General features: G+C 44.4%; 10 protein-coding genes. 8 read left to right on the top strand and 2 right to left on the bottom strand.

What is annotated here, in order from left to right:
• Positions 1 to 36 precede the first annotated feature (36 nt).
• Entirely contained in the window at positions 37 to 2,697 is a 2,661-nt protein-coding gene (locus ASD40_RS10710) for an IPT/TIG domain-containing protein (RefSeq protein WP_057303288.1), read from the top strand.
• Between the two features lie 47 nt (positions 2,698 to 2,744).
• On the opposite strand, the gene ASD40_RS10705 is transcribed toward ASD40_RS10710, so the two are convergent.
• A complete protein-coding gene (locus tag ASD40_RS10705; RefSeq protein WP_082562161.1) occupies positions 2,745 to 4,658 on the bottom strand; it encodes a tetratricopeptide repeat-containing glycosyltransferase family 2 protein in 1,914 nt (637 codons plus the stop codon).
• A gap of 88 nt (positions 4,659 to 4,746) precedes the next feature.
• Positions 4,747 to 5,772: a class I SAM-dependent methyltransferase gene (locus tag ASD40_RS10700; RefSeq protein WP_057303286.1), complete on the bottom strand. Its 1,026-nt coding sequence runs from the start codon at positions 5,770 to 5,772 to the stop codon at positions 4,747 to 4,749.
• Positions 5,773 to 6,165: 393 nt separating this feature from the next.
• Here ASD40_RS10700 and ASD40_RS10695 point away from each other — a divergent pair, with 393 nt between their 5' ends.
• The 7 genes from ASD40_RS10695 (at position 6,166) to argC (ending at position 14,443) form a co-directional block, all read left to right on the top strand.
• Positions 6,166 to 6,363 carry a cold shock domain-containing protein gene (locus ASD40_RS10695; RefSeq protein WP_047682118.1) on the top strand — a complete coding sequence of 66 codons (198 nt, stop codon included), beginning with the start codon at positions 6,166 to 6,168 and terminating at the stop codon, positions 6,361 to 6,363.
• A gap of 168 nt (positions 6,364 to 6,531) precedes the next feature.
• Positions 6,532 to 7,080: a ribosome hibernation-promoting factor, HPF/YfiA family gene (gene hpf / locus ASD40_RS10690; RefSeq protein ID WP_057303285.1), complete on the top strand. Its 549-nt coding sequence runs from the start codon at positions 6,532 to 6,534 to the stop codon at positions 7,078 to 7,080.
• A gap of 249 nt (positions 7,081 to 7,329) precedes the next feature.
• Positions 7,330 to 9,849, top strand: a complete 2,520-nt coding sequence (gene secA, locus ASD40_RS10685) for a preprotein translocase subunit SecA (protein ID WP_057303284.1) — start codon at positions 7,330 to 7,332, stop codon at positions 9,847 to 9,849.
• A 64-nt stretch (positions 9,850 to 9,913) separates the two neighbouring features.
• Positions 9,914 to 11,027, top strand: a protein-coding gene (gene prfB / locus ASD40_RS10680; RefSeq protein ID WP_127527829.1) for a peptide chain release factor 2 whose coding sequence is annotated in 2 segments (ribosomal slippage) — positions 9,914 to 9,985 and positions 9,987 to 11,027 — 1,113 coding nt in all. Because the reading frame shifts where the segments join, the coding sequence is not laid out codon by codon here.
• 180 nt (positions 11,028 to 11,207) lie between these two features.
• Entirely contained in the window at positions 11,208 to 12,026 is an 819-nt protein-coding gene (gene speD, locus ASD40_RS10675) for an adenosylmethionine decarboxylase (RefSeq protein WP_057303283.1), read from the top strand.
• Between the two features lie 16 nt (positions 12,027 to 12,042).
• Positions 12,043 to 12,936: a YitT family protein gene (locus ASD40_RS10670; protein ID WP_057303282.1), complete on the top strand. Its 894-nt coding sequence runs from the start codon at positions 12,043 to 12,045 to the stop codon at positions 12,934 to 12,936.
• A gap of 457 nt (positions 12,937 to 13,393) precedes the next feature.
• A complete protein-coding gene (argC, locus tag ASD40_RS10665; protein ID WP_057303281.1) occupies positions 13,394 to 14,443 on the top strand; it encodes an N-acetyl-gamma-glutamyl-phosphate reductase in 1,050 nt (349 codons plus the stop codon).
• Positions 14,444 to 14,462 lie beyond the last annotated feature (19 nt).

The raw sequence follows: 14,462 nt of genomic DNA, 5'->3' as shown, positions 1-14,462 counted from the left end.
TTTTTTTTATTAATTGATTGAGAGGAGAAAAGTAACATGATCAAATTCAATAGATTACTAGGAGCTTTTTTAGTAGTATGTTTAGCATTAATGCCCCTCAACACGGTTTTGGCGGACGAGGTGCACGCAAGTGAAGCGAAGAACATTTTTGACTATGCACTCTTTGCAGGGGATCCGAATCAAACATTCTCTTTAACAGGCTCAGGTAACAGTATCAATGGTAAAGCTCACATTAACGGGAATGTCGTGGTTGCCGGAAGCAAGAATAGCATTGATGAATTGGAATATGGAAATTCATTCAAGTCATCTGGCAACAACAATACATTTAACTCAAAAGTAAAGTCTGCACCTATGGGGATGTTTCAGTTAAATGCCGATGAATACAAGCAAAAAGCAACGAAAGTGTATAATGGTAAAACAAACTTTTCTGGAAACAGCACTAAAATAAATGGAGTAATTTTTGTGGACGGTGACGTCACAATCTCCGGAAGTCAGGTTAGTGGAATCGGAACTGTTTTCGCTACCGGAAGCATTAAAATCAGCGGGTCAGGATTAAAGTATGCTTCAAGCAATGACTCCGTTGCCTTCTACTCGTTAAAAGATATTGAAGTCTCGGGAAGCAATAGTGAGTATAATGGAATTTTCTATGCACCTTACGGCTCAATGAAAATAACCGGAAGTAAAAGTACTTTCAATGGGTCATTGGTAGCCAAAGAATTCCATATATCTGGTTCCAACTTAACTGTGAACTGTCCAAACCCGAAACCAACGCCGACACCGGTACCAACACCAGCGCCAACACCGGTACCAACGCCAGATCCGACACCAGCGCCAACACCGGCACCAACGCCAGATCCGACACCAGCGCCAACACCGGCACCAACGCCAGATCCGACACCAGCGCCAACACCGGCGCCAACGCCAGATCCGACACCAGCGCCAACACCGGCACCAACGCCAGATCCGACACCAGCGCCAACACCAGCACCAACGCCAGATCCGACACCGGCGCCAACGCCAGATCCGACACCAGCGCCAACACCAGATCCGACACCGGCGCCAACACCAGATCCGACACCAGCGCCAACACCGGTGCCAACACCAGATCCGACACCAGCGCCAACACCGGTGCCAACACCAGATCCGACACCAGCGCCAACACCGGCACCGGCACTAACGATAACTTCAGTGGCTCTTAATTCGGGAAATGTAACGGGTGGAGATATTGTATATGTATTCGGCACGGGATTTGTATCTACGTCGCAAGTATTGATCGGAGGTAAGAATGCTCCAATTGTGAGCTACATATCTTCCACTGAAATGTCAGTTCAGGTGCCTGCAGGCGATGCAATCGGCAGCGTCGATGTAACTGTCATAAACACAGATGGTCAACAAGTTACATTGAGCGGAGGATATACATATATTGCACCTCTGACAGCAGATCCGGAAATTACGTCAGTTACACCGAATACAGGTGTTATCACAGGCGGAAACCAGGTCTATGTCAACGGGAAAAATTTTAAAACTGGTATGACAATATTTGTAGGCGGAAAACAAGCGTCTACGACATATGTATCTACAACGAAATTTTTGATCACTGTTCCAGCAGGTGATAATGTAGGTGCAGTAGATGTTGCAGTAGCGGATTTGAACAATAAATTCTTCACGCTGGCAACTGCTTATACCTATACCGCTGTTCAATATCCTATACCAACGATTACGTCGATTGTGCCTAATACTGGACTTGTTGCAGGTGGTGAAACCATCTATGTAAACGGCACGAATTTTGTAAATGGCATCTCACAAGTAACGATTGGCGGAAAACCTGCTTCTACAACCTATATGAGCAGAACAAGCTTGATGGTAATTGTTCCGGCTGGAGACGCACCTGGAAAAGTGGATGTGAAAGTGACTAATGTTACGAATGAAGTTGTTCTTACTCAAGGCTATGAGTATACGCTCCCGGCTATTAAACCAGTAACCGTAACAACTGTTTCTCCTAATCAAGGAAAAGTTATGGGCGGAGATATCGTATATATCTACGGTACGAATTTCATGTCCGGTGCAACTGTAACATTTGGCTCAAACATTGCTAGCAGTACTTATGTAAATGCTACGACAATTAAAGCTACAGTGCCGGCTGGAACTGTGGTTGGCAAGGTTGACGTAACGGTAACGAATCCGGATGGCGGTACCGGTACGCTACCGCAAGGCTACCTGTACACGGTAGTTACACCGACAATTACAAGCTTATCACCGAATCATGGCAACAAAGCGGGTGGAGATGTTATCTACGTTAACGGCACGAACTTTGAAAGTGGAGCGAACGTAACGATAAACGGTGTGAACGCGTCTGTAACTTTTATGAATAGTACAAGTTTGAAAGTTACAGTACCGAGCAGTCCGACACAGTCAGCATCGGCAACCTTTACTTATGATAATGGACCAGTCCTTCCGGCGCCAAAAATCACAAGTATGTCGCCGACTACGAGTCCCGTAGGTTCTCTTGTTTATGTTAATGGTTTAAACTTTGCTAGTACTTCGAAGGTGTATTTTGGTGGAGTTCAAGCTACAGCTGTATATATGAACTCGAAGAGTTTAAAAGTTACTGTACCCAGCGGTTCCGGTGTGGTTAACGTTACCGTCGTTAACGCTGACGGACAAACAAGTAATGCACTCACATTTACAATTAATTAAATAACAGTAAAAAGGACTGCCCACGTGGACAGTCCTTTTTACTATTATTATAGAAATATGCATTGAGAAGTATTTGGAAATTGCTCTATGTAACTAGATTTAAACCTTCGATAAGCTTCAGGACTGGCGTGCTCTTTATAGAGCCCGATGATGTCAACGAAAGCTTCTTTTTTGAAAGATGCTTCTAGAAATGGGAGTGCTTCTTCCATATTTCCACAGTTAATATACCATACTCCGACATTCTTAAGCCCCTTTGCATGGAGCAAGTTGTTTTCAAGGAGAACACTGTACAGATCAAGTGCTTGTTCATGAAATCCACGAGTGTAAAACCAGTCAGCCATATTATTCAGGACTGTTTCACTTGCCATAATTTGCATAAGAGACAAATAGATCTCTGTATATCCGTAACGCCAAAGCAGTTGCAAAGTTTGAGTAAACCTATCCTCTTGGTTCGTTAGGACTTCGTTGTTCCAAGTTTTATTATTAATGGCTAACAAGGCTTCCTGCACGAGGGCGGTGCAAGCAGTGGTGTCTCCCGTGGCAGTATCAGCAATTGAGATTTCTTGATGAACAATAGCAGCGGCAATAGCAAGCGAATCTTCCAACGAATTCGGCCGAAGAGAAGAAGTGGTCGATGTAGACCAATTGCGAAGCAGCAGATTTTGCTGAACAATATCGGCTTTGTCAAGCTGCACGCCAAGCTCAAGCACATCAGAAGCATATTTGGAAACAAGTTCAATACTCCCGATTTTCAATGCGATTTTGTGTAATAACACTTTGTTCATAGGTTGGTCAATAGGATAGAGTTGTTCAATAATGTCTGCTACTTGATCATATGGTTCAGATTGAAGAAGAGCCTCCATTAATAGCTGAAGAACAGCGTAATTCTTTGGTTGATGTTGCAGAGTTTTCACCCAATGATGAATTGCGCCCGTAATATCGCCTTTTCTACGCTTTATCTCAGCAATGGACTGATGGGGGACAATTTTCCCATATGATGGCTTTATAATCCAATATGGCGAACCTTTCTTTTCAGCTTCCACTGCAATTTGAATGCATTGATGAAATACATTCTCAGCGGCGTTCCAGAGCCCAAGAGCTTCCAATAGAATCCCTTCCATACATAGGAAATCTGTCCGCTCAGGTAGTAGTTTTATACCATTTCGAATATTTACATGTGCTTTCGAATAATTGCCCTTCTTCATTTCAAGTACGGCAAGTCTTTCGAGCAGATAAAAATACCACGTATCCGATGGGCTGCTTCGTTCCAAGGACCGCCGGTAAACATCCAGAGCCTCATCTTCGCGTCCGGCGCTTGTATACTCATTGCCGAGCACGAAGCAGAAGTAAGGGTTGTTCCGCTTTTCGCCCGCATTCATTTTCTCCAATATCGATAAATTTCGTTCCGATTTGTTTTTTTCCTGAACAACCTGTACTGTGTAGCCAGTGTGGAAAATCAGGAACGGATAAGGTGTGAATAAAGGTGTACCGAAGTCGGATGTTAACTGCTCATGAATCGGTTCAATATATCGAATGGATTGAGCGTTGAGGAACAAGCGCGCTCCCGTCGATTCCGTTACATTCGATTCGTCATTTCCGCTGCCACCAAAATTCATAATGTTCAGCACAAATCCGCAAGGCCTATCGCTTTTATATTCCAGCAAAAATTTTCTAAGTTTATCATGATCTGCCGGTTGCACATATTCATCTGCATCAAGAATTAATATCCAACGCCCAGAAGCATGGCGGATTGACTCGTTTCGTGCAGCAGAGAAATCGTTCATCCACGAAAAATCATATACTTTGTCCGTATGGCGGGCTGCAATTGCTTTGGTTTGATCTATTGACCCCGTATCGACAATAATAATTTCATCGACTAGTGTTTTGACGCTAAGAAGGCATCGTTCAAGCACTTTTTCTTCATTTTTAACGATCATACAGAGAGAAAGAAGGGGGTTCATTGATTTCCTCCAAGGATTTAAATAGTCAGGTTTTTAAAGCAAATATTAGTTCTAAATTCAACGTAATTAAGAATACTGAACTGTTTGTTTATTTTTTTATAGCGGTAACCTCCATAGACCCGTTATAGTGGCCCGAAACATTGTAATCCACTACCTCAAAGCCCAAAATATCCAACCATTTTTTGAGAGAACGGAAGGAAAAGTAATTTAAATGCTCAACAATTCTCCACATAGGGTCAGTATCTTTTTTTACCATGGAAAACGCGCTTTCGAAATTGGGTGTAGAAATCCAAAGGACACCTTTGTCATTAAGAAGCGAATGTGCTTTACTTATAGCTTGAATAGGATCAAACATGTGTTCTATGACATCGCCCATAATCAAAACGTCAAATTTTTCCTCGGTTTCGAATTCTAGGAAATCTACCGTGTAAACTAGAATATCAAGCATATTGGTAACAGCTTCTGCATAGGGAGGTCGTATATCTAATCCTGTAACGTTAAACATGAATTCCTTTGCGACCGCTGATAATTCACCTGCACCTACACCAACCTCAAGTAAACGGTCTCCCGGAGCTATAAAAGTTAAATTCCTCATCATTTGACTGATGGTTGGGAAGAATGTTGTTTTTGGGCTTAAATTGAAATCAAAAGCACTATTAGCGAGAAGCTCGCCAAGGTTTACAGGATAGTTAAATGCGAATAAGTGATGACATGAATCACAGCACATCCAGAGTCGGATTGGGTGAAAACCTGGGATGAAATCCATTGAAGTCGTAGTATTGTAAGTGGCGTATGGATGGCCTTTTTCTCCACACAGAGGGCAATTTTCAATATGATTTTCTTGTGGTTCCATGTAATTGTATGTGTAAGCAGGATGATCTTCTTTTAAAAGTATTTGACTTAGCCGAGGATTTTTTTCAAAAGCTGTTCGGAAGTATTGAAAGGAAGAGATAGGGTCACGAAGTCGGTTATATATCTCTCCTATCCGATAGCAAGATATGGCAGAGAGTTGCTGATTGTTATCGATAATTTCAAGATATATTGTCAATGCTTGCTCATCCCTAATTCTTAGTAATCCTTCAGCCTCTTTAAACAAGGAAACCCAATCTGTCATAGTATTCTCCTTAAGTATGTTGTTTTCTCTTACGTATTATTGACATTTCAAATATTACAGGTGTTTATTTAATATCGGCAATCAAACAAGTCAACGTAATAGCTGAGTAATAATCCATTTAAGATATCGTTTAAAGATTCAATGGCCTAGTTATAGAACGCTGTGGATAATGTGCACAACTCTGTGCATAACTTTGTTAATAAGTTGTAAAAAGCCCGATACGACAATGTTCTACAAATTCTGCACTTATCCACGGCTTGTATATACCCGAATTTTCAAAATATTTCATCAAATGGTAAGTTAGAAATTGACAGGTCAAGCGGGCTGGTGATATAGTCGAAAAGTAAGGGCTTACATTTTATTACTTTTTAAAACGAAAGGAATGTGTACGTTATGCAAGGTAAAGTAAAATGGTTTAACGCAGAAAAAGGTTATGGTTTCATTGAGCGTGAAGATGGCGGGGATGTATTCGTGCATTTCTCAGCGATTCAATCAGAAGGCTTCAAAACGTTAGACGAAGGTCAGGCTGTAGAGTTTGACATCGTAGAAGGCGCACGTGGACCGCAAGCCGCTAATGTAAGCAGAATATAAGCTTCCGGTACGTTTTGTGCCGGTTTAATACATCTATGAACTAATTAGCACCCTGGGACATATTTCTGGGGTGTTTTTTTGCGTAAATAGTATGCTCGGAATTTAAAGGAATTATGAAGATGGGGGTTGAATGTAGTATAATGTAAGAAGGAAGGGAGATGTTTAACTATGATGATTAGCATTCGCGGAGAACACCTTGAAGTAACTGAAGCCCTCAGGGACTATGTCGACAAGAAATTGAACAGACTAGAGAGGTATTTTGAAGCTCCCCTTACATCTGATGTACAAGTAAAGCTAAGTGTGGTTAAAGGTTTACAAGCGATTGAGGTAGGTATTCCCCTGACAGGCGTGCTGCTGCGAGCTGAAGAACGTAACAATGATATGTATGCGTCGATTGATTTGGTCGTGGACAAGTTGGAACGTCAGATTCGTAAGCATAAGACGAGGACAAATCGAAAAATTCGCCAAGATGGCGGCAAGCGTGATTTATTTAAGGTTGAAACATCGCCAGTCACTTATTTGGATGAGGAAGATGACTTTGAACTGGTCCGCAACAAACGCTTCGATTTGAAGCCGATGGATGTGGAAGAAGCAATTTTACAAATGAACATGGTAGGGCATAATTTCTTCGTTTTTTCCAACATGGATACGGATCAAGTCAATGTAGTTTACAAACGTGATGACGGCAAGTATGGTCTGATTGAGCCGGCTGTTTAATAAGAAAGCGGAACAACTCGAGACATCCCTATAACAAAAAAATGAGCTTGATTCGATTCTGTCGAATTAAGCTTTTTCTCATGCATGCAATCGGGACATCGATTCAATACTATAGAAAATAAGTAAAAACGTGCTCTTTTCACATGTTGTGGATGGTTTATACAGATGTAGGATTGGTCATTTGTTGCGGCAAGACCGTCAAAAGTGGTACAATTTAAGGATACGAATGCAAGGGAAAGGGGTTCACCGATGCTAGGACTAGTGAAGAAAATTTTTGGTGATTCCAATGAACGGGAAATTAAACGGATGCTCAAGGCCGTAGATTATATTAACGACCTTGAAGCTAGCATTAAGCCGCTGTCCGATGAGGAATTGAAAGGCAAGACAATTGAGTTCAGAAACCGTCTGGAAAAAGGCGAAGAACTTGATGATCTTTTACCGGAAGCTTTTGCTGTTGTTAGAGAAGCAGGTTTACGTGTACTAGGTAAACGTCATTACGACGTTCAGCTCATCGGGGGTATGGTGCTTCACGAAGGCCGTATCGCGGAGATGAGAACAGGGGAAGGGAAAACGCTCGTTGGAACACTCCCTGTCTATTTGAATGCTTTGCTAGGCAAAGGCGTACACGTGGTTACGGTCAATGACTATTTGGCTCAACGTGACAGCGCCGAAATGGGTCAGATCTATGAATTCCTCGGTTTGACGGTTGGCGTTAATCTCCACGATCTATCACATGAGGAAAAGCAAGCAGCTTATGCTTGTGATATTACGTATGGAACGAATAACGAATATGGTTTTGACTACCTGCGTGATAACATGGTGCTTTACAAAGAGCAGATGGTTCAACGTCCGCTTTATTTTGCGGTTATCGATGAAGTTGACTCCATTCTGGTCGATGAGGCGAGAACGCCATTGATTATTTCGGGACAGGCTGCTAAGTCGACAGACTTGTACTACGCGGCAGACCGATTTGTGGCTAAGTTAAAAGAAGAAGAGGATTACACGATAGATATTAAAGTTCGTTCCGTGGCTCTTACTGAAGAAGGTGTTGCTAAAGCGGAGCGGGCATTCGGCATTGAGAACTTATTCGATCATCAGAATGTGAATATTAACCATCACGTGACTCAAGGGCTCAAGGCTCGTTTCATTATGAAGCGCGATGTGGATTATGTGGTACAAGAAGACGAAGTTATGATTGTTGATGAATTCACGGGCCGTATTATGACAGGCCGTCGTTATAGTGATGGGCTGCACCAAGCCATTGAGGCCAAAGAGCAGCTGCAAGTTCAGAATGAGAGCATGACGCTGGCGACAATTACATTCCAGAACTATTTCCGGATGTACCGCAAACTAGCGGGTATGACAGGTACTGCGAAGACGGAAGAGGAAGAGCTCAAGAAAATTTACGGTCTTGAAGTTATCATTGTTCCGACAAACCGTCCGATGATTCGTAAGGATATGCCGGATGTTGTTTACAAGTCAGAGATGGGTAAATTCAGAGCGGTTGTTGAGCAAATCGTAGAGCGTCATAAGCTGAACCAACCGGTTCTTGTAGGTACGGTATCTATTGAGAACTCCGAGAAACTTTCGGAAATGCTTAAGAAAAAAGGCGTCCAACACAAAGTACTTAATGCGAAGTATCATGCTGAAGAAGCTGAAATCGTAGCACGCGCAGGTCAACCAGGCTCTGTAACGATTGCAACGAACATGGCGGGCCGCGGTACGGACATTGTGCTCGGTGAAGGCGTACATGATGCAGGCGGACTGCATATCATAGGTACAGAACGTCATGAAAGCAGACGGATCGACAATCAGCTGCGTGGACGCGCAGGCCGTCAAGGTGACCCTGGTTCTTCACAGTTCTACCTCTCCCTTGAGGACGAATTGATGAAACGTTTCGGCGCTGACAATATCATGGCGATGATGGACCGCCTCGGGATGGAAGAAGATCAACCGATCGAAAGCAAATTGATCTCGCGTGCAGTGGAATCGGCCCAAAAACGCGTTGAGGGTAACAACTTCGACGTTCGTAAAGTCGTTCTTCAGTATGACGATGTAATGAACCAACAACGGGAAATTATATATAAACAGCGCCGTGAGCTGCTGGAGTCCGAAAATATTCGTGAAGTCATCGAGGGTATGATCAACGCGGTTATTGAACGCATCGTGAAAGCACACTGTCCGGAGGAACAAATTCCGGAGGAGTGGGAGCTTCAGGAAGTGGCTAACTTCGTGAACAACAACTTCTTAACAGAAGAAGGCCAGATTACGGATCAAAATATTTGGGGCAAAGAACAAGAAGAGATTATTGACTACATCAAAGATCTCGTTAGCAAACGTTATGATGAGCGTGAAGCGGAGATCGGTGAAGAATTCATGCGCGAATTCGAAAAGGTCGTTGCTCTTCGTGCGGTAGATAGCAAATGGATGGATCACATCGATGCGATGGATCAGCTGCGCCAAGGTATTCATCTTCGAGCTTACGGCGGGACGGATCCGCTGCGTGAGTATCAATTCGAAGGCTTCGAGATGTTCCAAGAGATGATCGACAATATCCGCGAAGAAGTCGCGATGTACATCATGAAGGCTCACGTACAAAGCAACCTGGAGCGTCAAGCGGTAGCCGAAGGTCAAGCGGTGGATACGAAGAATGAAGCAGGCGGGAAGAAACCGCTCGTGCGCGGCGATGAGCAGCGCATTGGACGCAATGACCCATGCCCATGCGGCAGCGGGAAGAAATTCAAGCAGTGCCACGGACAAGGCAGCTAAAGCTGCTAGCTTGCTACCATGATCTGTATAAACTAGGCACGAGAGAATAAATGAGGTGTAAGACATGCTGGAACCAGAAGTAAAACAGGATTTAAGAGAGACAGCAAAGCGACTAACCGAATTACGGGGGTCTCTTTGACTTAGATCATAAGCTCGAAGCGATCGGGGATTTTGAGGAAAAAATGGGGGCGCCGGACTTCTGGGACGATAACGATCGTGCCCAGAAGACCATCGCGGATCTCAACGCCATCAAAAGTGTCGTCGATCAATTCCAAGGCTTCTCGAACGAGTTCGACGACCTGCAGGTCATGGTCGAGCTCGAGGAAGAGGAGAGCGATGCCGGCCTAGCGAAAGACATTGAAGCAGGCATCGATGCTTTGAAGAAGAAGCTCGAATCTTTCGAGCTAGGCTTGCTTCTCAATCAGCCGTATGACCGGCTGAATGCGATCCTGGAGCTGCATCCCGGTGCGGGCGGCACTGAGTCGCAGGACTGGGCGGAGATGCTGCTGCGCATGTACCGCCGCTGGGCGGAGAAGCGGGGCTACAAAGTCGAGGTGCTCGACTATTTGCCCGGCGACGAAGCTGGCGTGAAGAGTGTCACGCTGCAGATCACAGGCTTCAACGCCTACGGCTATTTGAAGGCGGAGAAAGGCGTGCATCGGCTCGTCCGGATCTCGCCGTTCGACGCCTCCGGTCGTCGTCACACCTCGTTTGCGTCGTGTGACGTCATGCCGGAGATCGAAGACGACACAGACGTAGGAGAGATCCGCTCCGAGGATCTCAAAATCGACACGTACCGCGCAAGCGGCGCCGGCGGTCAACACATTAACACCACGGATTCGGCTGTGCGAATTACGCACATACCGACAGGTGTCGTGGTGAGCTGTCAGCAAGAACGCTCGCAGATTAAGAACCGCGAGAAAGCGATGAAGATGCTTAGGTCTAAGCTCTACGAGCGGAAGATCGAAGAGCAGCTGAAGCATCTCGCAGAGATTCGCGGCGAGCAGTCTGACATTGCCTGGGGCAGTCAGATTCGTTCTTATGTGTTTCATCCCTATAGCATGGTCAAAGATCACAGGACTTCAGCGGAAACTGGTAATATTGGCGCAGTCATGGACGGAGATCTCAATATGTTCATCGATGCATACCTTCGTCATCAGATTCGGAAGCCTGAGTAGAACGTGCACAGGAGCTGTGTATTGGAAGAGCTTGGTGCACTGAACACTAAATACAAAACGCATACATGGAGCAATAGACGTTTATCCTACATCTGAAAGGTGTAGGATTTTTTCAAGTTTAATGTCAATCAGAGTTTGGGTAAAGAATTAGTAGGGATGGAACAACAAGGAGGAAGAAACATGACACTTACTACGGAGCAGCGCATTACACTGCACGGCTTTAACAACCTTACGAAATCATTGAGCTTCAATATGTACGATATCTGTTACACCAGAACCAAAGATGAGCGCGAAGCCTACATAGAATATATTGACGAACAGTACAATGCTGCCCGGCTAACCAAAATTCTCAAAGCGGTAGCGGATATCATCGGTGCTCATGTGCTCAATGTGGCTAAGCAGGATTATGATCCGCAAGGGGCAAGCGTAACGATGTTGGTTTCAGAAGGCCCTGTGGAGGGTGCTCCTGAAACTTCATTTGAGGAATCCCCTGGGCCCCTGCCGGAGACGGTACTTATGCACCTGAATACCAGCCATATCACGGTTCATACCTATCCGGAATACCACCCAGATGAAGGGATCAGCACGTTTAGGGCGGACATTGATGTATCCACATGCGGGGAAATTTCGCCGCTAAAGGCACTGAATTACTTAATCCATTCCTTCGATACGGATATTATGACGATGGATTATCGGGTTCGAGGCTTCACACGGGATATAAACGGGCATAAGCTGTTTATTGATCATGATATTAGTTCGATTCAGAACTACATTCCTGAGGAAATCAAAAACATGTACGACATGATCGATGTGAACGTGTATCAGGAGAATATTTTTCATACAAAATGTAAGCTGAAGAAATTTGATTTAAACAATTATTTGTTCGGTTATACGAAAGACAAGTTGAGCGAAGCGGAGCAGAAGGACATAACAGAAAGTGTAAAGTGGGAAATGGACGAAATATTTTACGGTAAAAATATGAGTGCACCCCTGTTGTAGTTGTGGGCCTGATTAGATGGTACCGAGAGGAGGGCCGTTCGTGCCCAGAAATGAACCGCGAATACGGATAGGAAGTCCAGCACATACCGTATTTGAGTATATATTGATGTTGATCGGCTCGCTGATTATGGCGGCTAGTTTTAACTGTTTTTTGAACCCCAATCAAATTGCGACAGGTGGGGTTTCAGGTATTTCTACGATTGTTCAGCATTTGACGGGCTTAAACCCAGCGATTACGCAGTGGGCACTGAACATACCGATTTTCTTGTTAGCCCTATGGTTACTAGGCGGGCAATTCGGGGTTAAGGCGGCAGTCGGGTCGGTCATATTTCCACTATGCGTACTTGTAACAAGCCATTTAGGGGTGCCTACGCATAATCCCTTGCTAGCATCTGTCTATGGGGGCATTGGTGTTGGACTTGGACTCGGTATTGTCTTTCGAGGGCGAGGATCCACAGGCGGACTTGGGTTGGCCGCGCAAATGCTGCATAAATACACGGGCTTAAGTTTAGGCTTTTCGGTAGCGATTTTTGATGGTTTGGTCATTCTAAGCTCTGCGCTTGTTTTCACACCGGAGAATGCCCTGTACGGGTTAATTGGGTTATTTGTCACTACGAAAACGATCGATATCGTTCAACTCGGCTTCAACTATGCCAAAGTGGCCTTCATTATTTCTGATCATACAGAAGCCATACGTAAGGCGATTTTATACGATTTGGACCGCGGACTTACGGAACTTAATGGGTCCGGGGGATTTACAGGCGAATCGCGAACGGTCTTAATGGTCGTTGTGAAACAAAATGAAGTAAGTCGATTGAAAACATTAGTCCAGTCGGTGGATCCGCAGGCTTTTGTCATTTTGAGCGAAACGAATGAGGTACTAGGGGAAGGTTTCAAACGACATGCATAGCGAGAAGCTTTGTGATAGATTGGCGCACTTATAGTGCGTCTTTTTGTGTATAACTTTGTTGAGGAATGAGTGGCTTGTGGATAAAGTGTGTATAATTTGTGGATAACCATACTACTTACCCACACTTCTTGAATAATTTGAATTAATCACATACAGGATTTGCCTGTATGCCGTATAATTTGGGATAATTGATTTGTTAAATAAATAGGAATCGATAAGAAAAAAATGTTTTTATGCACATGTTGCGTTTAAACGATGCATATTATGTATACTTCTTGTCGGAAGGCAGGAACCCAAAGAATAAAAGGTTTGTCGATTTTAATGTAAAAAATCCTTGAAATGCCTTGCGTATGCACAATTCTATTGTCAAAATCCGCATAAAAAAATTCATTGAATTATTATGTATACGACTGTATAATAATACATATATTTTCGGAACATCGGGAGGGAAATTCGAATGAGTCAAGGAGTTAGAGCGGCTATTATTGGAGCCACAGGTTATGGTGGTGCGGAGTTGATTCGTCTGTTGCAGGCGCATCCTTTGGTACAGATCACTTCGGTCATCTCGACTTCTAATGCAGGAGCGCCGCTTGCGGAGCATTTTCCACACTTGCAGGAAGTGGTTGTGGATATTCTAGATGTGCTTGATGTTGATTTGATTGCGGGCAAAGCGGACATTGTGTTCTTGGCGACACCAGCTGGTGTGAGTGCAGAACTTTCACCAAAGCTTCTGGCAGCTGGCCTGAAGGTCATTGATATTTCTGGGGATTTAAGATTGAAATCTAGTGCCGACTATGAAAAATGGTATAAAAAGCCGGCAGCTTCCGAGGAAACATTGGAGCAATCGATTTATGGTTTGTCTGAGGTGTTCGGGGATGAAGTGAAGGGCAGTGATTTAATCGCTAACCCAGGCTGCTATCCGACAGCGACGCTGCTTGGTCTCATTCCTGCAGTCAAAGCGGGTTGGATCGATCCATCTACGATTATTATTGATGCCAAATCCGGCGTGTCCGGCGCGGGGCGCGGAGTTAATCTGGGCGTGCACTACGCGGAAGTGAATGAGAATTTAACAGCTTATAAAGTGAATAAGCATCAGCATATTCCGGAAATCGAGCAAGCGCTCAGCCGTGTTGCAGGTAAACCGGTTGTTACGACGTTTACGACACATCTTGTGCCTATGACTCGCGGAATTATGTCTACCATGTATGCAACTATACAAGGTGAACACACCGCCGAGGATTTTATCGAATTGTACCGCCAGTATTATGAAGGCCGGAGGTTTGTGCGGATTCGTCAAAATGGTAAGCTCCCTTCTACGAAGGAAGTGTTCGGATCGAACTACTGCGATATCGGTTTTGCGGTGGATGAGCGCACGGGGCGTGTGACTATCGTTTCTGTCATCGACAATGTGGTTAAAGGCGCTGCAGGTCAGGCTATTCAGAATTTGAATTTGATGCAAGGCTGGGACGAAACGACAGGGCTGTTGTTCGCACCGGTGTATCCATAACGAGAAGATGAGGACAGGT

This window comes from Paenibacillus sp. Root444D2, from assembly GCF_001426375.1.
In the GTDB taxonomy this organism is placed as follows: domain Bacteria; phylum Bacillota; class Bacilli; order Paenibacillales; family NBRC-103111; genus Paenibacillus_E.
Note: the sequence above shows the minus strand (reverse complement) of the source record. Positions and strands in the feature narration are given on the sequence as shown.

Bases quoted from the DNA above. Each gene is read 5' to 3' on its own strand.
- ASD40_RS10710 (WP_057303288.1), top strand. From the start codon at position 37: ATGATCAAATTCAATAGATTACTAGGAGCTTTTTTAGTAGTATGTTTA.
- ASD40_RS10705 (WP_082562161.1), bottom strand. From the start codon at position 4,658: ATGAACCCCCTTCTTTCTCTCTGTATGATCGTTAAAAATGAAGAAAAA.
- ASD40_RS10700 (WP_057303286.1), bottom strand. From the start codon at position 5,772: ATGACAGATTGGGTTTCCTTGTTTAAAGAGGCTGAAGGATTACTAAGA.
- ASD40_RS10695 (WP_047682118.1), top strand. From the start codon at position 6,166: ATGCAAGGTAAAGTAAAATGGTTTAACGCAGAAAAAGGTTATGGTTTC.
- hpf (WP_057303285.1), top strand. From the start codon at position 6,532: ATGATGATTAGCATTCGCGGAGAACACCTTGAAGTAACTGAAGCCCTC.
- secA (WP_057303284.1), top strand. From the start codon at position 7,330: ATGCTAGGACTAGTGAAGAAAATTTTTGGTGATTCCAATGAACGGGAA.
- speD (WP_057303283.1), top strand. From the start codon at position 11,208: ATGACACTTACTACGGAGCAGCGCATTACACTGCACGGCTTTAACAAC.
- ASD40_RS10670 (WP_057303282.1), top strand. From the start codon at position 12,043: ATGGTACCGAGAGGAGGGCCGTTCGTGCCCAGAAATGAACCGCGAATA.
- argC (WP_057303281.1), top strand. From the start codon at position 13,394: ATGAGTCAAGGAGTTAGAGCGGCTATTATTGGAGCCACAGGTTATGGT.